The following is an 18,732-nucleotide window of genomic DNA, read 5'->3' as shown; positions in this document are numbered from 1 at the left end:
GGCTCGGAGGGGGCGTCCGCCGGGGTCGGGGCCGGCGCCGTGTCCCCGGGCGGTGCCGCGGCGTCCGGGGCCGGGGGGCCCGCCGGTCGCGCCGGTATCGGCGGGGTGCCCGCCCCGCCCGGCGCCGCGGCCGGGCCCGTCTCCTCGGGCCGTGCGCGCCCGCACTTCATGCAGAAGCGCGCTTCCGCGGGGAACGAGGAACCGCAGTCGGGGCAGCAGGGCAAGGTCATGGAGCGCTCCGGAGCTCTGGCGGGTCATGCGGAGGGCGGGGGGTGGCTTGATCGTATCGACTGAGGGCGCCCTGCCCATGACAAAACATCAGCCCGCCGCCGGACCCCGGCCCGTCCGGGACGCGTCACCCCTGACGCGTCACTCCGGAACCTTCGTGCCGCGGTGCAGCGCGACCACCCCGCCCGTGAGGTTGCGCCACGCGACCTTCGCCCAGCCCGCCTCCTGCAGCAGCGCCGCGAGCTCCGGCTGGTCCGGCCAGGCGCGGATGGACTCGGCGAGGTAGACGTACGCGTCGGGGCTGCTGCTGACGGCCCGGGCGACCGGCGGCAGGGCCCGCATCAGGTACTCGCTGTAGACCGTACGGAAAGGCGCCCACGTGGGCGTCGAGAACTCGCAGATCACCACGCGCCCGCCGGGCCGGGTCACACGCAGCATCTCGCGCAGCGCGGCGCCGGTGTCCTGCACGTTGCGCAGCCCGAAGGAGATCGTGACGGCGTCGAACACCCCGTCCGCGAAGGGCAGCCGGGTGGCGTCGCCCGCGGTCAGCGGCATCCAGGGGTTGCGCTTCTTGCCCTCGCGCAGCATGCCCACCGAGAAGTCGCACGGCACGACGTACGCGCCGGCCATGGTGAACGGCAGCGAGGAGGTGCCCGTCCCGGCCGCGAGGTCCAGCACCTTCTCGCCCGGCCGGGCGTCCACGGCCCGGGCGACGGCCTTGCGCCACAGACGGGCCTGGCCGAGCGAGAGGACGTCGTTGGTGAGGTCGTATTTGGCCGCCACGTCGTCGAACATCGCGGCGACTTCGTGCGGCTGCTTGTCCAGGGATGCTCGGGTCACGCCCCCATTGTTCACCCCCGGGGCGGGAGGGGACGCAGAGGGTTGGACCCGGCGGCCGCGCCGGGGTGTGTGGTCGGGGACGGCGGCCCGGAAGGCGTGGCGGTCCCGCGGTGCCGACTGCGCTCGTCCCGGAAGCCCCCGCTCCCCGGGACCGCCGGACCCCCCGCCCGGCGTTGCGCGCCCTTGCGGCCCGGCGTACCGCATCCGTTGCCGGGCCCTCCACAGTGGCACCGCGGGACGCGTCCGTAGCGGCCGTCCCCGCGCTGCTCATCCTGCCGGGCGAAATGGACCGAGAACCTCCGTGTTGACGGGCCCCTGACGTGCGGGGCGGGCGTCCTGACGGATCACTGACGGCGCTCAGCGGCGCCGGTGCACCAGCCGGCCGGCGAGCACCGTCGCCACGCACGTGCCCGCGCCGGCCTCCAGCAGCTCCGCCTCGTCCCGCACGTCGAAGACGGCGAGGTCGGCGCGCCCCCCGGCGGCGAGGGGCTCCCCGACGGAGCCGGGCAGGTCCCGGCCCTCCCGGAAGGGGTCGAGGTCCGGGCGGCCGGTCAGGATCCCCGGCGCGAGCCGGGCGGAGACGACCCGCAGCCCCGACCGGGCGACCGCCGTCGCCACCACCGGGTCCTTGAAGGTCCCCGTCGCGGCCACCGCCGTCGTCCCGTGCCGCAGCATCTGCTGCAGGCCCCGCCGGACGCTGCCCGCCCGGCGGGTCTCGGTCATCTCCAGCGCCGCCCGCCGCTCGCCGGTGAGGGGCCGGTCGCCCAGCTCGTCGTACTCGCGCGGATCGGGGAAGTAGGCGTTGCCCAGCAGCCACACCGCGTGCCACTGCCGCAGCCCGGGCGTCAGCACGCCCGGCCAGCGCCGCACGCGGGCGCCCGGGTGCGCCGCGGCCACGTCCTCGTACGGGCCGAGCGCCGCGATCCTGTCGCCGTCCACCGCCACGGCGCCGCCGGGCACGGCGGCCGCGCCCGGGGCGGCGGTCAGCAGCAGGTCGGCCGCGTGCAGGGTCAGCAAGGCGTCAGCTCGCGTCGATGAGCTTCAGCTCGGGGTGGGCGGTGCCGCCCTCGATCGCCGTCGACGACAGGTGCGAGACGACGCGGTCGTCGACCGGGTCGTTCGCCGGGTCGTCGTGCACGACCAGGTGCTCGTACGTCGTCGCCCGCTGCGCCGGGACGCGGCCCGCCTTGCGGATGAGGTCGATGAGCTCCATGCGGTTGGAGCGGTGCTTGGCGCCGGCCGAGGAGACGACGTTCTCCTCCAGCATCACCGAGCCCAGGTCGTCCGCGCCGTAGTGCAGCGCGAGCTGGCCGGCCTCCTTGCCGACGGTCAGCCAGGAGCCCTGGATGTGGGCGACGTTGTCCAGGAACAGCCGCGCGATGGCGATCATCCGCAGGTACTCGAAGACGGTCGCCTGCGTACGGCCCTTCAGCACGTTGTTCTGCGGCTGGTAGGTGTACGGGATGAAGGCGCGGAAGCCGCCCGTGCGGTCCTGCACGTCACGGATCATCCGGATGTGCTCGATCCGCTCGGCGTTGGTCTCGCCGGTGCCCATCAGCATGGTGGAGGTCGACTCGACGCCCAGGGTGTGGGCGAGCTCCATGATCTCCAGCCAGCGCTCGCCGGACTCCTTCAGCGGCGCGATGGCCTTGCGGGGCCGGGCGGGCAGCAGTTCGGCGCCGGCGCCCGCGAAGGAGTCCAGGCCGGCGGCGTGGATGCGGCGGATGGCCTCCTCCGCGCTCACCCCGGAGATCCGCGCCATGTGCTCCACCTCGGACGCGCCGAGGGAGTGGATCACCAGCTGCGGGAACTCCTTCTTGATGGCCGAGAAGTGCTCCTCGTAGTACTCCACGCCGTAGTCCGGGTGGTGCCCGCCCTGGAACATGATCTGCGTGCCGCCGAGCTCCACGGTCTCCGCGCAGCGGCGCAGGATGTCGTCGAGGGGGCGCGTCCAGACCTTGTCGCTCTTCGGCGGGGCGTAGAAGGCGCAGAACTTGCACGCGGTGACGCACGAGTTCGTGTAGTTGATGTTGCGCTCGATGATGTACGTCGCGATGTGCTCGGTGCCCGCGTAGCGCTTGCGGCGCGCCGCGTCGGCCGCAGCGCCCAGCGCGTGCAGCGGTGCGGAGCGGTAGAGCTCCAGCGCCTCCTCGGGAGTGATGCGGCCACCGGCGGCGGCACGGTCGAGGACCGCGGTCACATCCATGGGCGTGAGTTCGGCCTTCTCGCTCACCGGGCGTCCCTTCGGAGGGGGTTTGACACGACCGTCAGCCTACGCCAGCCCTCATCCGTCCCGGCGGGTGAGGGTTGCGTGCGGGCTGCCGCCCTTGGCGTCCTCCGACGTGTACACGAGCTTGCCGTCGGCGGTCAGGGAGAAGGTGATCCGCGCGGTCTCGCCCGTGCAGCCGAGCGACGGCGTCCCGTCGGTGGCCTCCTCCAGGGTGAGCCGGGTGGGCACGACGGTGAGCAGCTTGCCCTTGCTGTGGCACTCCAGGACGTTGAGCGCGGAGTAGGTGGTGCGCACGACGTAGGTGCCGGGGGCGCCGTCGGCGATGACGGCGGTCATGGTGCCGTTGGGCGTGCCGTCGCTCTGGATGACCTGGCCGGTCCAGGTGCCGAGGAACGCCCCGGGGACCTCCTTGCCCGTGCGGGCGTCCCCCGGGCCGGTGGTGCCGCCCGCCGCGCCCTTGCCGCCGTCCCCGCCCCGCAGGACGCCCGAGCCGAGGACCGCGGCGACGACCGCCGCGGCCAGGAGCGCGCCGACCGCGGCGAGGACGGCCCTCGTTCTGCGCCGTCCGCTCCGGGAGGCCGGGGAGGCCTCCACGCCCTCCGTCGCGGGCGGCGGGCCCCACGCCTGCGGCGCCGCGTCCGCCGGGGGCGGGGCGGAACCGGCGGGGAGCGGCCCGGCGCCGGCCGGGAGCGGCCCGGCGTCCAGGGCCGTGGGGGCGCCGCCCTCCAGGTCCAGCAGCTCCACCGCCCGCCGGCTCACCCGCTCCACCACGGGCCCGGGCAGCCAGCCCGCGCCCACCAGGGCTCCGGCGCCGTCCGGCGCCAGCCGGCGGGCGACCTCCTCCGGGGAGGGGCGTGCCGCCGGGTCCTTGGCCAGGCACTCCTCGGTCAGGGCGCGCAGGTCCCCGGCGAGGCCCGGCCCGAGGACCGGCGTCTCGTGGACGACCTTGTACAGCAGCACGGCCGCGCCGTCCCCGGCGAAGGGCGGCTCGCCCGTGGCCGCGTAGGCGAGCACCGCCCCCAGCGAGAAGACGTCCGCCGCGCCCGTCACGCCACGGCCAAGGATCTGCTCGGGGGCCATGTAGCCGGGCGAGCCGACCGAGACGCCCGTGGCGGTCAGCGAGGCCGTGCCGTCCGTGGCCCGGGCGATGCCGAAGTCGATCAGCCGGGGCCCGTCGAGGGTGAGCAGCACGTTGGAGGGCTTGACGTCGCGGTGGACGAGGCCGAGGGCGTGGACGGCCGCCAGGGCTTCGGCGAGGCCCGCGCCGAGGGCCCGCACGGTCCGCTCCGGCTGGGGGCCGCCCGCCAGGACGGCCTCCGTGAGGGACGGGCCGGCCACGTAGCCGGTCGCCACCCAGGGCACCGCGGCCTCCGGGTCCGCGTCCAGCACGGGGGCCGTCCACGCCCCGCCGACGCTGCGCGCCGCCTCGACCTCGCGCCGGAAACGCGCGCGAAACTGCTCATCCAGGGCAAAATGGGGATGCACGGCCTTGACCGCGACGGTCCGGCCGCCGGCACTGCGGCCCAGGAAGACCCGGCCCATGCCGCCCGCCCCGAGCCGGCCCAGCAGCCGGTACGCACCGATGACCTGCGGATCCTCCGGCAGCAAGGGTTCCATCGGGCCTTTCGCCTCCCCCGGCGGGGGCCTGGGGCCCCGGTTTTCGGCCTATGACTCAATTCACGGGGGCTCCCAGGAACCCTCCAGGGCGGTTTCCCCATCCACCAGGACGGAACAAACCGTCATGTCCTTCGGGGCAGCAGCAACGTCCGGAGCGACGCGATGACGTACTCACCACACGGGGACTACCAGTCCCAGGGCCACCGCCGCGCATCCCGCGCGAAAAAATGGACGATCATCGTGGCGTCCATAGCCGTGCTGGGCCTGATAACCGCCGGCGTCCTGAACTACTTCAAGATCGGGCCGTTCTCGGACAAGGGCAAGCCGGTCAGCTTCGGCCAGGACCAGCCCGCCGGCGGCCAGGCGGGCGGCGCGAACGGCGCGCAGAAGGCGGACTCCAAGGTCCTGATGCCGACGGGCCCCAAGGCCGAGTTCAAGAACACCAGCACCCTCTCGGACGGCACCCAGGTCGCGGTGACGACCCTGGACGGCAAGAAGTCCGGCTTCAAGGGCAAGGTGTGGGTCTGGGCGCCCAAGGCGTACAACGACCCGAAGTTCAAGGACCACGGCTTCCCGGTCCTCATCGCGCTCCCGGGCGGCCCCGGCTTCCCGAACAACTACTGGATGGACGACGGAGGCCTGCACCTCGAGTCGTCGGTGACCAAGTGGTACAACGAGGGCAAGGGCAAGCCGTTCATCCTGGCGATGCCGGTCCTCAACCCCAAGCCGGACGACGGCGGCCTGTACTGGGACGGCAGTGACATCCCGGGCCAGCCGAAGATGGGCACCTGGCTGACCGAGGACGTCCCGGACCTGGTGAAGGCCAACTTCCGCACGGTGAAGTCGCGCGACGGCTGGGCGTTCATGGGCTCCTCCTCCGGCGCCTTCTCCGGCCTGAAGGCCGTCCTGAAGCACCCGGACAAGTTCAAGGCCGTGATCGCCTCCGGCCCGGACATCGTCCCGGACTCCCCGCTGTGGAAGGGCCACGAGAAGGAGAAGGCCGAGAACAACCCCGAGGTCCTCGCGAAGAACCTGATCGCCGCGAACAAGCCCGGGACCGACGTCTACCTCGCGTTCCAGTACGGGACGAAGGAGGCCAGCGTCATCCCGCACGTGGACAAGTTCATCGCGACCTACGGCAACAAGGGCCCGGTCCACACGCGCCTGCAGAAGATCGAGGGCGGCAAGCACAACGCCAAGACCTACATCCAGGGCATGAACGACGGCAGCATGCAGTGGATCAGTGAGCACATGGTGGGCCCCGTCGCCCCGTAGCCTTGCGGCTGACTGCTTGTTCCAGGAGCCCTGATCCCCTCCGGGGGGTCAGGGCTCCAGCAGTTCCACCCGCACGTCGGCCGGGAAGCCGGTCGTGGGGCCCGTGCGGCGCGCGAACTCGGTGACGCCCGCGAGCTGGTCGGGGCCGAAGCGGAAGTCCAGCGTCGTGAAGTAGCGCTCCAGCAGCCCGGCGTCGAAGGCCTCCCAGCGCGCCGCCTGCTCGGCCACCTTCGCGACCTCCTCCAGGGAGACGTCCCGGGAGGCCAGGAAGGCCTCGTGCACCTTGGCGACGATGTGCGGCTCGCGGGCCAGGTAGTCCCGGCGCACGGCCCACACGGCGAAGACGAACGGCAGGCCCGTCCAGTCCTTCCACATCTGCCCCAGGTCGTGGACCTCCAGGCCCAGCCGCGGGGCGTCGTGCAGGGAGGCCCGCAGGGCGGCGTCCCCGATCAGCACGGCGGCGTCCGCCTCGCGCATCATCAGGCTCAGGTCCGGCGGGCAGGTGTAGTAGTCCGGCTGCACGCCGTACCGCTCGGCCAGCAGCAGCTGCGCCAGGCGCACCGAGGTGCGCGAGGTGGACCCCAGCGCGACGCGGGCGCCGTCCAGCCGGTCCAGGGGGACCTGCGAGACGATCACGCAGGACATGACCGGGCCGTCGCAGCCCACGGCGATGTCGCGCAGGGCGACCAGGTCGTCGGCGTTGCGCAGGAACTCGACGAGGGTGACCGGGGCGATGTCCAGCTCGCCCTCGATCAGCTGCCGGCTGAGCTTCTCCGGGGTGTCCTTGGTCAGGTCCAGGTCCAGGAGGGTGCCGGTGCGCGCGAGGCCCCAGTACAGGGGCAGGCAGTTCAGGAACTGGATGTGACCCACGCGCGGACGGCTGCGCTGGGGGGTGCCGGCTTCGGGGTCGGTCTCTACGGCCGAGGCAGAAATGTCCACATCCGGAGGCTAGCCCCGGGCGCGCGCCGCGGCGGGGGCGGGGGTGCGCCCGGCGGTGCCCGACTGGGGATCTTTTCCGTCAGGAACACCGGGAAAACCATCCGACAGCGTGATCTTCAACTCCTTCCGCGCGAGAACCCTCGCGTGCTAGGCTCGCCGCAAGTTGCAGTTTGGTTTCCCTTGCAGTACAGAGCCTGCGGAGCATGTGACCCGCAGGCTTTTGTAGTTTTCAGACTTCTCGCAGGTTCTGGAGCAGGGCAACCCTTTGGGCCCAAGGAGGGCTTTATGGCTACCGGAACCGTGAAGTGGTTCAACGCTGAAAAGGGCTTTGGCTTCATCGCCCAGGACGGCGGGGGCCCCGACGTCTTCGTCCACTACTCCGCGATCAACGCCTCTGGCTTCCGCTCCCTCGAGGAGAACCAGCAGGTCAACTTTGACGTCACGCAGGGCCCGAAGGGCCCGCAGGCGGAGAACGTCACCCCGGTCTGATCCTCGGATCCTTCCGGTGTGACAGCCCGACCGATCGCGGTCGACGTGCTGTACCCAAGGAGCCCTGCTCCCCCGCTTCGGCGGAGGGGCGGGGCTCCTGCCTTTCCCCCCACCCGTCGCTGATCGTTAACCCTCCCTTAGCGACTTCTTTACGACCGATTTCTTTCACTTTCTGTCATACAGAGCATTGATTTCGATCGCATAGCGTTCGGCGATCACGGACCGCCGCAGTTTGAGGGTCGGCGTCAGCGTCCCGTCCGCCACCGTGAAATCCCCGTCGACAATCGCGAAGGCCCGAATCCGGGCCGGCCGGGACACCGCCGCGTTCGCCGCCTCCACGGCCTCCGCGCACAGCGCCCGCACCGCCGGGTGCCGGGCCGGCCGCCCGCCGAGATCCACGCCCTCGCGCTCCGCCCAGGCCGCGACCTCCTGCGCGTCCAGCGTGAGCAGCGCCACCGGATGGGGACGCCGGTCGCCGATCAGCACGGCGCGGGAGACCCACCGGGACTGCTGCACGGCGAACTCGACCGGCGCCGGCGCGAGGTTCTTGCCGCCCGAGGTGATGATCAGGTCCTTCTTCCGGCCGGTGATGGTGAGATAGCCGTCCCCGTCGAGCGCGCCGAGGTCCCCGGTGTGCAGCCAGCCGTCCGCGTCCAGCACCCCGGCCGTCGCTTTTGGGGCGTTGCGGTAGCCCGCGAAGACCCCCGGACCGCGGGCCAGCACCTCGCCGTCCTGCGCGATCCGCACCTCGCAGCCGGGCACCGGCCTGCCCACCGTCCCGGGGCGGACCGCGCCCGGGTGGTTCAGGGTGATCACGCCGGTGGCCTCCGTCATCCCGTAGCCCTCGTAGAGGGCGATGCCGCAGGCGCGCAGGAAGTCCAGGGTCTGCGGGGCGATCGGGGCGGCCCCGGTGATCGCCAGCTTCAGCCGGCCCCCGAAGGCCTCCCGCACCCGCGCGAACAGGCCCGCGTCCGCCGCCCGCCAGGCCGCCGACAGCTCCCCGGCGGGCTCCTCGCCCCGCGCCTGCAGGGCAGCGACCTCCAGACCGGTGCGCACCGCCGCCTCCAGCCGGGCCCGGCCCTCCGGCCCGGACGCCTCGGCCGCCGAGACCACCGAGGCGTGCACCTTCTCGAACAGGCGCGGCACGGACGGCAGGTGCGTGGGCCGCGCCTCGGCCAGCTCGGCGACGACGTCCTCGATCCGCCCGCCGAAGTAGCACAAGGTGCCGCCGCGGACGAACACCGACAGCTGGATGAGCTGGGCCAGCAGGTGCGCGAGCGGCAGGTAGAGGTACGTGACGTCGCCGGGCCCGCCCCCGACGAGGTCGGCGGAGGCGTCGTCGACGGCCGTGAAGTTGCCGTGCGTGAGCAGGCAGCCCTTGGGCGGGCCCGTGGTCCCGGAGGTGTAGACGATCGCGCACAGGTCCTCAGGGGTACGGGCCGCGCTCCGGTCGAGGAGCTCCGCCACGGACACCGCCTCGTGGGGCAGCGGGTCGTCCATCAGCACCACGTGCCGCAGCTCCGGCAGCTTCGCGCGGACGCCCGCCACGCGCGCCGCCAGGGCGGCGTTCTCGCACACGGCCACGCAGGCGCCCGAGTCGGCCAGCACCCAGGCCAGTTCCTCGTCGCCCGCCGTCGGGTAGACCGGCACCACGACGGCGCCCGCGGCCAGCGCGCCGAAGTGGGTGCGGGTCCATCCGGGGCGCGTCTCGGAGAAGACGGCGACGCGCTCCCCGGGGCGCACCCCGAGGGCCATCAGGCCGCGGCCGGTCTCCTGCACGGCGGCCCACAGGGCCGTGTAGCCGAGCTCCGTCCACCCTCCTGCGCGCCGGAACCGCTGGGCGGGCTGCGGGCCGTACCGCCCGGCGGCCCACTGGGCGAGAACGGCGAGCGTACGGGGGCGCTGGCGCTGGCTCATGACTCCTCCAGTGGCTGGGGCCGGCCCGGCACCGCCGGACTGCGCCGTCGCGGCTGATCGCCGTTGCGGCGGAAGAGCGTGCTCGGCGAGCGGGCCGTGTCGACCGCGGGGAAGACGCCCCCTCGCACCGGCACGTGCCCCTGCGAAGGCCCGGGCCGCGCCCGCACTTCACCCGCCGCAGCGGCGATCAGCCACGACGGTGGCGCCCGGCGGTGCCGGACCCGCCCGGGCCCGTACGCCTGGCACCCGCGCCGGGGCCTTCCCGAACGTTAGGGACGTTCGCCCGCGCCGGGAGTGACCGGAACGGTCGGCCCCGCTGACCCCGGCGCTCAACGGAGTTACCGTCATTCACATGACGAGTCGCACGATCACCGTGCATCACGTACGCGCCACCCTCACCGGCCCCCGGCGACTCGGCATCGACACCGTGCCCCTCCTGCAGAGCGCCCGCATCCCCCCGCTGCTCCTGGGCGACGCGCACGCACGCGTGACGCCCGAGCAGTTCACGCGCCTGGTCATCGGCGTCCGGCAGGCCACCCGCGACGAGTTCCTGGGGCTGGGGAGCGTACCCAGCCGACCGGGCACGTTCGCGATGATGTGCCACGCGTGCATCGGCTGCCCCGACCTCGGCACGGCCCTGCGCCGCGCCACCCGCTTCTACGGCCTCTTCCCCGGCGGCCCCGACCTCGCCGTCGAACGCTGCGGCCCCGACGCCGTGTTCGCCGTGCGCACCGACCTGCGGGCGCTCGCCGAGGGCCCCTTCGCCGCCGAGTGCCTGGTGCTGCTCTGGCACCGCCTGGCGAGCTGGCTGACCGGCCGCCGGATCCCCCTGCGCTGGGCGGAGTTCGCCCATCCGGCGCCGCCGTACGCGGGCGAGTACGGCCCGCTGTTCGGCTGCCCGGTGCGCTGCGGCGCGCCGCGCACCCGCGCCGGCTTCGACCCGCGCTGGCTGGCCGCGCCGGTCGTCCGGGACGAGGCCGGCCTCGTGGAGCTGCTGCGGCGCGCGCCCGCCGGGCTGCTCGGCCCCCGCGAGTACGGCACGACGGTCGCCGAGCAGGTGCGCCACGCGCTGGTGCGGGCGCTGCGGGAGGGCCCGCAGCGCCGGGCGGGCCGGCTGCCGGAGGTGGCGCAGCTCGCCGCGCGCCTCGCGGTGAGCCCGGCGACGCTGCGGCGGCGGCTGAAGGAGGAGGGCACGTCCTACCGGCGGCTGCGCGACCAGGTGCTGCGGGAGGCGGCGGTGGCCGGGCTGGCGGAGGGGCGGGAGCCGATCGCGGAGCTCGCGGAGCGGCTGGGCTTTTCGGAGGACACGGCCTTCCACCGCGCGTTCCGCCGTTGGACCGGCACCACGCCGGGCGCGTACCGGCTCCTGGACGGACACGAACGGGGTCAGCAAAGCTGAGCTTTCCGGTCAGCCTCTTTCCTACCCGCCGGTCACTACGGTCTCCCCGATCCCCGCTGTCCCCGGGGCGTTTCGCGGACGTCATCCGCGACGAGACATGAGTGACTCCTCACCACCGCACTGTCGGGAGAGCCGCATGCACTTGCGTAGGCACTTGCGTACGAAGGCCTGGGCCGCCGTCGCCGCCCTGGCCGTCTCACTGGGTTGCGCGGGCACGGCCGGCGCCGCCGGGCCCGCGCCCGCCCCCCGGGCGGGTGACGTCGTCACCTCCGCGCCGACCTCCTTCCACCCGCTGCCCGGCCAGCCCACGGGCACGAAGGCCTGGCACATCACCTACCGCTCCACCACGGCCAAGGGCGCGCCCAACGTCGTCTCCGGGACGGTGATCGTCCCCCAGGACGGCAGAAAGGGGCCGCGGCCGCTCGTGACGTACGCCGTGGGGACGATCGGGCTCGCCGACCACTGCGCGCCGTCGGCCGGCTTCCCCTACGGCACGGCGGTGGAGGCCAACCTGATCCAGCAGCTCACACTGCGCGGCTGGGCGGTGGCCGTCACCGACTACGAGGGCCTCGGAACGCCCGGCGAGCACACGTACACCGTCGGCCGGGCCGAGGGCCACGCCGTCCTCGACGCGGCCCGCGCCGCGCTGCGCCTGCCGCAGGCCGGGCTGGCCGAGGGCTCGCCGGTCGGCGTGATGGGCTACTCGCAGGGCGGCCAGGCCGCGAGCTGGGCCGCCGAGCTGCACGCCTCGTACGCCCCCGAGCTCAACCTCAAGGGCACGGCCGCGGGCGGCGTCCCCGCCGACCTCGTCCGGGTCGCCGAGTTCAACGACGGCGGCATCGGCAGCGGCCTGGTGCTCATGGGCGCCATCGGGCAGGACGCGGCCTACCCCGAGCTGGGCCTCGCCTCCTACCTCAACGACAAGGGCAGGCGGCACGTCGACTTCCTGAAGAAGCACTGCGTGGCCGCCGACGCCGTCGCGGGCCTGTTCAAGCGGATCTCCGACGTGACGGTCAGGAACCCGCTGCACCAGCCGGACTGGCAGCGCGTGCTGCACCTCTCCGACCTCGGCACCCGGGCCCCCGACCGGCCCGTCTACCTCTACCACGGCACCACCGACGAGCTGATCCCCTACGCGGGCGCGCAGCAGCTGCGCGCCGCGTGGTGCGCGAAGGAGGCCGCCGTGCAGTGGAAGTCGCTGCCGCTGGCAGGGCACGTCGGCGGCGTGATCGCCGAGTCCGTCCCGGCGGCGAACTGGCTCGCCGACCGCTTCGCAGGCAAGTCCGCGGCGGGCAACTGCTGAACCGCCGGTGCGCGCCGAGCGCTGGACCGGGCGCCCGCCCCGGTTCAGCGCTCGTACAGCCGCTCCACCTCCCGCGCGAAGTCCCGGGCGATGACCTCCCGCTTGAGCTTCAGGGACGGCGTGAGGTGGCCGGCCTCCTCCGTGAAGTCCACGGGCAGGACGGCGAAGCGCCGTATCGACTCCGCCCGCGAGACCAGGGCGTTGGCGTCGTCCACCGCCGTCTGCAGCTCCGCGAGGAGCTCCGCGTCCCGCACCAGCTCCTGCGGCGGCAGGCCCTCCTTGCCGTGCATGCGGCACCAGTGGGCGACGCCGTCGGCCTCCAGGGTGAGCAGGGCGGTGATGTAGGGGCGGTCGTCGCCGACGACCATGCACTGGCCGACCAGCGGGTGCCCGCGCAGCCGGTCCTCCAGCGGCGCGGGGGCGACGTTCTTGCCGGCGGAGGTGACGAGCAGCTCCTTCTTGCGGCCGGTGATAGTGAGGTAGCCGTCCGCGTCGAGCGCGCCCAGGTCCCCGGTGGGGAACCACTCCCCCGGCGCCGCGGGCACCGCCTTCCCCAGCTCGCCGTCCCAGTACCCGGCGAAGACGTGCCCGCCGCGCAGCAGCACCTCGCCGTCCTCCGCGATCCGCACGGCCCCGCCGGGCAGCGGCCGGCCGACCGTGCCGAGGCGGGGGCGGTGCGGCGGGGTGACGGTGGCCGCGGCGGTGGTCTCGGTGAGGCCGTAGCCCTCGAAGACCTCGATGCCCGCGCCCGTGCAGAAGGCGCCGAGGCGCTCGCCGAGCGGGGAGCCGCCGCTGAGCACGTGCCGGACCCGGCCGCCGAGCGCGCCGCGGATCCGGCGGTAGACCAGCGGGTCGTACAGGGCGCGGGCGGCCCGCAGCGCGGGGCCGGGCCCGGGACCGGTGCCCTGCCGGCGGGCCGCCTCCGCCTCGCCCCAGCGCCGGGCGACGCGGGCTGCGCGGTCGAAGAGGGCGGCGCGGCCCGCCCGCTCGGCGGCGGCCCGGCCGGTGTTGTAGACCTTCTCCAGCACGTAGGGGATCACGAGCAGGAAGGTGGGCCGGAAGCCGGCGAGGTCCGCGAGCAGGTCCTCGGTGCGCAGGGAGGGGGCGTGGCCCACCCGGACGCGGGCGCGCATGCAGGCGACGGCGGCGGTGCGGCCGAAGACGTGCGAGAGGGGGAGGAACAGGAGCGTGGCGGCGGGCTCCTTGCCGAGGGCCTTGAAGAGCGGGTGCAGCAGCTCGATGGAGTTGTCGGCTTCGGTGAAGAAATTGGCGTGGGTGAGGACGCAGCCCTTGGGCCGGCCGGTGGTGCCCGAGGTGTAGATGAGGGTGGCGATGTCCTCGGGGGTACGGGTGGCCCGGGCCTCGGTGACGGCCGCGTCGGGCAGGCCGCGGCCCGCGGCCGTCAGGCGGGCGACGGCGCCCGCCTCGATCTCCCACAGGTGGGCGAGGCCGGGCAGGGCGCCGCGCTCGGCCTCCACCAGCCGCGTCTGCTCCGGGCCCTCGACGACGCAGGCGGCGGCCCCCGAGTCGTGCAGGATCCAGCGGACCTGCGCGGCGGAGGAGGTGGGGTAGACGGGGACGGGGACCAGCCCGGCGGCCCAGGCGGCGAAGTCCAGGAGCGTCCACTCGTAGCGGGTGCGGGCCATGAGGGCGAGCCGGTCGCCGGGCCGCAGCCCGTGCGCGATCAGGCCCTTGGCGGTGGCAAGCACCTCGGCGGCGAAGGCGGCGGCGCTGACGTCGCGCCAGGTGCCGTCGGGCTGCTTGCGGCTGAGGACGGCCTCGGCGGGGGCCTCGGCGGCGTTGCCGAAGGGCAGGTCGCCGAGGGACCCCCGTAAGACGGGCGGGGCGAGCGGCGGGAGGTACGCCTCGCGGACGGCTCCGTCGACGTAGGTGATGCGGGGTGGGGCTGCGTTGTGCGATATGGACACGTGCGGCTCCCTACTGGGCGGTAAGAGGCGGCAATCTACGCCTCCGGAGCCGCTCCCTCCAGACCGCCGCTAGTCCTTACGGCCACCCGCCACCCGCCCGTTTTGCCGATACGTGCCCCGTTGTGCCCGTTTTAGCGTCGTCGTCATGAACACCACCCGGAGCACCCGCACCGCACTGCGCACCGCCCTGGCCACCACCGTGCTCGCCGGCACCGTGGCCGCACCCACCGCGGCGTTCGCCGCCGGCGGCACCGGCAGCGGCACCGGCAGCCCGCCGGGCGTCGTCGTCGACGGCGAGGCCGCTCGCGACGGCGACGCCGAGCACGCCGGGAAGACCGGCGGGAAGAACGGCGACCGGCAGGAGAACGGCGGCGCCGCCACCGGCAAAGCGCCCCCCGAGGGCGGCGCCGCCGCCGGCGAGGCGGCCCGGGAGCGCCCGGACACCGATCCCGCCCTCGTCGGCGGCGCGCTGGCGGCGGCGGGAGTCCTCGGCGGGGCCGGGGTGCTCACCGCGCGCCGCCGCGCGGGCATGGAGCGCTGAGCGGGCCGCCGGCCCCGCCCCCGGACGCAGCCGGAGCTAGGAACGGGCGGGCACCCAGCGCCGCCCGTTCCTGAGGTTCTCCAGCCCGGTCCAGGCGAAGTTCATCAGCGTCTCCGCCGTCTGCCGCTCGCACGGAGCGGCGCCGTCGCGGTCGTTGGACCACCCGGCGAGCGACTCCGCCGCGCCCACCAGGGCGTGGGCGACGCCCGCGACCTCGACCTCGGGCAGGGGCTCGGTGCAGCCGCCCGCCTCGGCCGTCTCCGCGATCAGCCGGGTGACGACGTCCACGAGCCGCTGCCGCAGGGCGGCCACCTCCAGCGCGAACGGCTCCCCGTGGGTGCGCGCCTGGCAGTGCAGCACCGCCCAGCCGTCGGGGTGCGCGGCGGTGTGCGCGAAGAAGCCGCGCAGCCCGTTCCACAGCCGCCGGTCGGCCGGCGCCTCCGGGTCGACGGCCGCCTGCACGGCCGTGATGAGCGCCTCCGCCTCGCGCCGGATGCAGGCGCTGAAGAGGTCTTCCTTCGAGTGCAGGTAGAGGTAGACCAGCGGCTTGGACGCCCCGGCCAGCTCGGCTATCTCGTCCATCGACGCGGCCCGGTACCCACGGCGCGCGAAGACGGCCACCGCGGCGTCGAGCATCTGGCGCTCGCGCACCTCCCGCGGCATGCGCTTCGTCCTGCCCTTCGGCTTCCCCTGGGCCTGAAGTACGTCGGTCTGTGCAGCATTCACGACAAACATCCCTCCGCCCCCGTCACGTTACCGGCAGGTAATGTTACGGGGTGGAGGGATGCGGGGTAGGGCCGTTCGGTCCACTCCCTACGGACGGGTCAGTCAAGATCCCGTCATGCGGCCGCGGAAACCGGTCAGGCGGCCACGGGCTGCGGCTGCGCGTCCACGCGGGACTCGCCGTCCTCCAGGTGCGAACCGTCGGCCGTCGCGTACGCCTCGCGGTCCAGGATCTTCTCCCGGGAGGCCACCAGGATCGGCACGACCGACTGACCGGCGACGTTGGTGGCGGTGCGCATCATGTCCACGATCGGGTCGATCGCCAGCAGCAGGCCCACGCCCGCCATCGGCAGGCCCAGCGTCGACAGCGTCAGGGTCAGCATCACCGTGGCGCCGGTCAGGCCGGCGGTCGCGGCCGAGCCGATCACCGAGACGAAGGCGATCAGGATGTAGTCCTTGACCTCCAGCGGCACGTCGAAGACCTGCGCGACGAAGATCGCGGCGATGGCCGGGTAGATCGAGGCGCAGCCGTCCATCTTGGTCGTCGAGCCGAACGGCACCGCGAAGGACGCGTACTCCTTGGGCACGCCGAGCCGCTCGGTGACCTTCTGCGTCAGCGGCATCGTGCCGACCGAGGAGCGGGAGACGAAGGCCAGCTGGATGGCCGGCCAGGCGCCCTTGAAGAACTGCAGCGGGTTGACCTTGGCGACGCCCGCCAGCAGCAGCGGGTAGACGCCGAACATCACGATGGCGCAGCCCACGTAGATGTCCGCGGTGAACGTCGCGTACTTGCTGAGCAGGTTCCAGCCGTAGGTGGAGATGGCGGTGCCGACCAGGCCGAGCGTGCCCAGCGGGGCGAGCTTGATGACCCACCACAGGGCCTTCTGCAGCAGCTCCAGCACGGAGTGGCTGAGGGTGAGGACCGGCTTCGCCTTCTCGCCCACCTTCAGGATCGCGATGCCCACGACCACGGCCATGAAGACGATCTGCAGGACCTTGAGCTCGGTGAAGGGCGTGACGACGTCGGTCGGGATGATCCCGGTGAGGAAGTCCAGCCAGGAGCCGTGCTTCTTGGGCTCGGCGCCGTCGGCGGCGGTCAGGCCGGTGCCCGCGCCCGGGTCGGTGAGCAGGCCGATGCCGAGGCCGATGACGACCGCGATCAGCGACGTGATCATGAACCACATCAGGGTGCGGGTGGCCAGCCGGGCGGCGTTGGACACGTTCCGCAGGTTGGTGATCGACACCAGGATCGCGAAGAACACCAGCGGCGCGATGACCAGCATCAGCAGCTGGACGAAGATGTCGCCGATCTTGCCCAGCGTGGTGCCGAGCCAGGAGATGTCACCGCTCTTGGCGGCCCAGCCGAGCAGGGCGCCGAGGACGAGACCGAGCAGGATCTGGGCCCAGAAGGGGACGCTGGGTATGCGCCCGCGCAGGGACGGCGTGGGGGACGGGGGTGTCGATGACAACGGAAGCTCCGGTTACAGACGGAAGAAAAAGGGCGTGAAGCGCCGGGGAAATCCGTTTGCGCAGGATCTCCGGCCGCGGTGGACATGGCGTCAGCGGCGACAACAGGCCGCGGAGACACAGCGGCAAAGATCGACGTGCAGGCGCGCCACGAGCACGGGGCCCGTGGGGAACTGGTGCGCTGCTGCTGTCTTCATGTCCAATACGTTAACACCCGGACTTTGAGGAGCCCAAAGGTCTTCTTTGGGTCCGTGAGACTCCCGAAGGCACCGGCGAAAAATCGGGCAAACGTGACGAGGGTTACGCCCCGTCCTCCTGGGCGGCGCTGGAGTTGATGCGCTCCTTCGCCCGGTCCACGCGCCGGACGATCTGCTCGGACATCGCGTCGCGCTGCTTGCGCAGCAGCACCCAGCTCAGCGGCGCCGACAGCACCAGCGAGAGCAGCACCATCCACATGAGGTTCGAGCTGCCCACGCCCAGCGGGATCACGTGCGCGTAGCAGAGCACGTAGACGAGGGCGAAGCAGCCGATGAGCAGGCCGAATCGCAGGGCGGTGTAGCGGAGCGACGCGTACTTCTGGCTACTCACGGACGGGACCTTCTTCTCGACGGCGACCAGGGGGTGCATTCAGTACAGCACGGCCCGAAGTGGATCTCAGAGGCGCATCGCCTGCGGCGTCTCGCGCAGCGAGGCGTCGGGGCCGGGGTACTCGCGGATGACCTCGTAGCGGGTGTTGCGCTCGACCGGGCGGAAGCCCGCCTCGCGGATCAGCTCCAGCAGGTCGTCACGCGTGAGCTTGTTCGGCGTGCCGTAGTTGTCCGCGTCGTGCGTGATCTTGTACTCGACGACCGAGCCGTCCATGTCGTCCGCACCGTGCTGCAGCGCGAGCTGCGCGGTCTGCACGCCATGCATGACCCAGAAGACCTTCACGTGCGGCACGTTGTCGAACAGCAGCCGCGAGACCGCGAAGGTCTTCAGCGCCTCGGCGCCCGTCGCCATCGAGGTCCGCGCCTGCAGGCGGTTGCGGACCTTGCCGTCCTTCATGTCCACGAAGTCGTGCTGGTAGCGCAGCGGGATGAAGACGTGGAAACCACCGGTCTCGTCCTGCAGCTCGCGCAGGCGCAGCACGTGGTCCACGCGGTGGCGCGGCTCCTCGATGTGGCCGTAGAGCATCGTCGCCGGGCCCTTGAGGCCCTTGGAGTGCGCCAGGCGGTGGATGCGCGACCAGTCCTCCCAGTGGGTGTCGTGGTCGACGATGTGCCGGCGGACCTCCCAGTCGAAGATCTCCGCGCCGCCGCCGGTCAGCGACTCCAGACCGGCGTCGATCAGCTCGTCGAGGATCTCGTCGGCCGGCAGGCCCGAGATCTTCTCGAAGTGCTGGATCTCGGTGGCGGTGAAGGCCTTCAGCGAGACGTTCGGCAGCGCCTCCTTGAGGGCCTTCAGGGAGCGCGGGTAGTAGCGCCAGGGCAGCGTCGGGTGCAGGCCGTTGACGATGTGCAGCTCGGTGAGGTTCTCGCTCTCCATCGCCTTGGCCAGGCGCACGGCCTCCTCGATGCGCATCGTGTACGCGTCCTTCTCGCCCGGCTTGCGCTGGAACGAGCAGTACGCGCACGACGCCGTGCACACGTTCGTCATGTTCAGATGACGGTTGACGTTGAAGTGGACGACGTCGCCGTTCTTCTGCGTGCGGACGTGGTGGGCGAGCCCGCCCAGCCAGGCCAGGTCGTCGGACTCGTAGAGGGCGATGCCGTCCTCACGGGTCAGCCGCTCCCCGGCGAGGACCTTCTCCTCCAGCTCGCGCTTGAGCCCCGCGTCCATGACGTCCGCCTCTCCGAT

17 protein-coding genes are annotated in these 18,732 nt (G+C 73.0%); 6 read left to right on the top strand and 11 right to left on the bottom strand.

The features are described 5' to 3' along the window. Positions 1-294: hypothetical protein (locus ACSNOG_RS15180; RefSeq protein ID WP_436753169.1), on the top strand; the 294-nt coding region annotated here is incomplete at its 5' end. Between the two features lie 75 nt (positions 295-369). Here ACSNOG_RS15180 and ACSNOG_RS15175 read toward each other — a convergent pair. From ACSNOG_RS15175 to ACSNOG_RS15160, 4 genes are all read right to left on the bottom strand, one after another. Next, the gene (locus ACSNOG_RS15175; RefSeq protein ID WP_436753168.1) at positions 370-1,068 is read right to left on the bottom strand and encodes a demethylmenaquinone methyltransferase; all 699 of its coding nucleotides are present in this window, start codon (positions 1,066-1,068) and stop codon (positions 370-372) included. 357 nt (positions 1,069-1,425) lie between these two features. After that, positions 1,426-2,085 carry an imidazolonepropionase-like domain-containing protein gene (locus tag ACSNOG_RS15170; protein WP_436753167.1) on the bottom strand — a complete coding sequence of 220 codons (660 nt, stop codon included), beginning with the start codon at positions 2,083-2,085 and terminating at the stop codon, positions 1,426-1,428. 4 nt (positions 2,086-2,089) lie between these two features. Beyond that, the gene (gene mqnC / locus ACSNOG_RS15165) at positions 2,090-3,301 is read right to left on the bottom strand and encodes a cyclic dehypoxanthinyl futalosine synthase (protein ID WP_436753166.1); all 1,212 of its coding nucleotides are present in this window, start codon (positions 3,299-3,301) and stop codon (positions 2,090-2,092) included. Positions 3,302-3,352: 51 nt separating this feature from the next. Next, complete coding sequence (locus ACSNOG_RS15160) at positions 3,353-4,915, bottom strand: serine/threonine-protein kinase (protein WP_436753165.1); 1,563 nt, start codon at positions 4,913-4,915, stop codon at positions 3,353-3,355. A 162-nt stretch (positions 4,916-5,077) separates the two neighbouring features. Between ACSNOG_RS15160 and ACSNOG_RS15155 the strand changes: the two genes are divergently transcribed. After that, positions 5,078-6,190 carry an alpha/beta hydrolase gene (locus tag ACSNOG_RS15155; protein WP_436753164.1) on the top strand — a complete coding sequence of 371 codons (1,113 nt, stop codon included), beginning with the start codon at positions 5,078-5,080 and terminating at the stop codon, positions 6,188-6,190. Positions 6,191-6,238: 48 nt separating this feature from the next. Here ACSNOG_RS15155 and ACSNOG_RS15150 read toward each other — a convergent pair whose 3' ends face one another. Beyond that, positions 6,239-7,129: a menaquinone biosynthetic enzyme MqnA/MqnD family protein gene (locus ACSNOG_RS15150; protein ID WP_336012965.1), complete on the bottom strand. Its 891-nt coding sequence runs from the start codon at positions 7,127-7,129 to the stop codon at positions 6,239-6,241. 285 nt (positions 7,130-7,414) lie between these two features. Between ACSNOG_RS15150 and ACSNOG_RS15145 the strand changes: the two genes are divergently transcribed. Then, on the top strand, positions 7,415-7,618 hold the full coding sequence (locus ACSNOG_RS15145; protein WP_003984261.1) for a cold-shock protein: 204 nt from the start codon (positions 7,415-7,417) through the stop codon (positions 7,616-7,618). A 165-nt stretch (positions 7,619-7,783) separates the two neighbouring features. On the opposite strand, the gene ACSNOG_RS15140 is transcribed toward ACSNOG_RS15145, so the two are convergent. Continuing rightward, positions 7,784-9,535 (bottom strand): AMP-dependent synthetase/ligase, encoded by a 1,752-nt coding sequence (locus ACSNOG_RS15140; RefSeq protein WP_436753163.1) that lies wholly within the window; start codon positions 9,533-9,535, stop codon positions 7,784-7,786. Between the two features lie 352 nt (positions 9,536-9,887). Between ACSNOG_RS15140 and ACSNOG_RS15135 the strand changes: the two genes are divergently transcribed. Both ACSNOG_RS15135 and ACSNOG_RS15130 read left to right on the top strand, forming a co-directional pair. Continuing rightward, positions 9,888-10,934: an AraC family transcriptional regulator ligand-binding domain-containing protein gene (locus ACSNOG_RS15135; RefSeq protein WP_436753162.1), complete on the top strand. Its 1,047-nt coding sequence runs from the start codon at positions 9,888-9,890 to the stop codon at positions 10,932-10,934. 136 nt (positions 10,935-11,070) lie between these two features. Then, positions 11,071-12,237, top strand: a complete 1,167-nt coding sequence (locus ACSNOG_RS15130) for an alpha/beta fold hydrolase (protein ID WP_436753161.1) — start codon at positions 11,071-11,073, stop codon at positions 12,235-12,237. Positions 12,238-12,281: 44 nt separating this feature from the next. On the opposite strand, the gene ACSNOG_RS15125 is transcribed toward ACSNOG_RS15130, so the two are convergent. After that, complete coding sequence (locus tag ACSNOG_RS15125) at positions 12,282-14,165, bottom strand: AMP-dependent synthetase/ligase (protein WP_436753160.1); 1,884 nt, start codon at positions 14,163-14,165, stop codon at positions 12,282-12,284. A gap of 145 nt (positions 14,166-14,310) precedes the next feature. Here ACSNOG_RS15125 and ACSNOG_RS15120 point away from each other — a divergent pair, with 145 nt between their 5' ends. Next, positions 14,311-14,706 (top strand): hypothetical protein, encoded by a 396-nt coding sequence (locus ACSNOG_RS15120; RefSeq protein WP_436753159.1) that lies wholly within the window; start codon positions 14,311-14,313, stop codon positions 14,704-14,706. 36 nt (positions 14,707-14,742) lie between these two features. Here the strand turns inward: ACSNOG_RS15120 and ACSNOG_RS15115 are convergent, their stop codons facing one another. The 4 genes from ACSNOG_RS15115 to mqnE all read right to left on the bottom strand — a co-directional run bounded on the left by ACSNOG_RS15115 (position 14,743) and on the right by mqnE (position 18,714). Next, the gene (locus ACSNOG_RS15115; RefSeq protein WP_436753158.1) at positions 14,743-15,441 is read right to left on the bottom strand and encodes a TetR/AcrR family transcriptional regulator; all 699 of its coding nucleotides are present in this window, start codon (positions 15,439-15,441) and stop codon (positions 14,743-14,745) included. 125 nt (positions 15,442-15,566) lie between these two features. After that, complete coding sequence (locus tag ACSNOG_RS15110; RefSeq protein ID WP_436753157.1) at positions 15,567-16,898, bottom strand: dicarboxylate/amino acid:cation symporter; 1,332 nt, start codon at positions 16,896-16,898, stop codon at positions 15,567-15,569. Between the two features lie 298 nt (positions 16,899-17,196). After that, positions 17,197-17,484 carry a DUF4229 domain-containing protein gene (locus ACSNOG_RS15105; RefSeq protein WP_436753174.1) on the bottom strand — a complete coding sequence of 96 codons (288 nt, stop codon included), beginning with the start codon at positions 17,482-17,484 and terminating at the stop codon, positions 17,197-17,199. 66 nt (positions 17,485-17,550) lie between these two features. After that, positions 17,551-18,714, bottom strand: coding sequence for an aminofutalosine synthase MqnE (gene mqnE, locus ACSNOG_RS15100; protein WP_436753156.1), 1,164 nt, complete (start codon positions 18,712-18,714; stop codon positions 17,551-17,553). Between the last annotated feature and the right edge of the window lie 18 nt (positions 18,715-18,732).

It is taken from the genome of Streptomyces sp. URMC 124 (assembly GCF_051386455.1).
Classification (GTDB): Bacteria; Actinomycetota; Actinomycetes; order Streptomycetales; family Streptomycetaceae; genus Streptomyces.
This window is presented reverse-complemented; position numbering and strand designations above follow the sequence as displayed.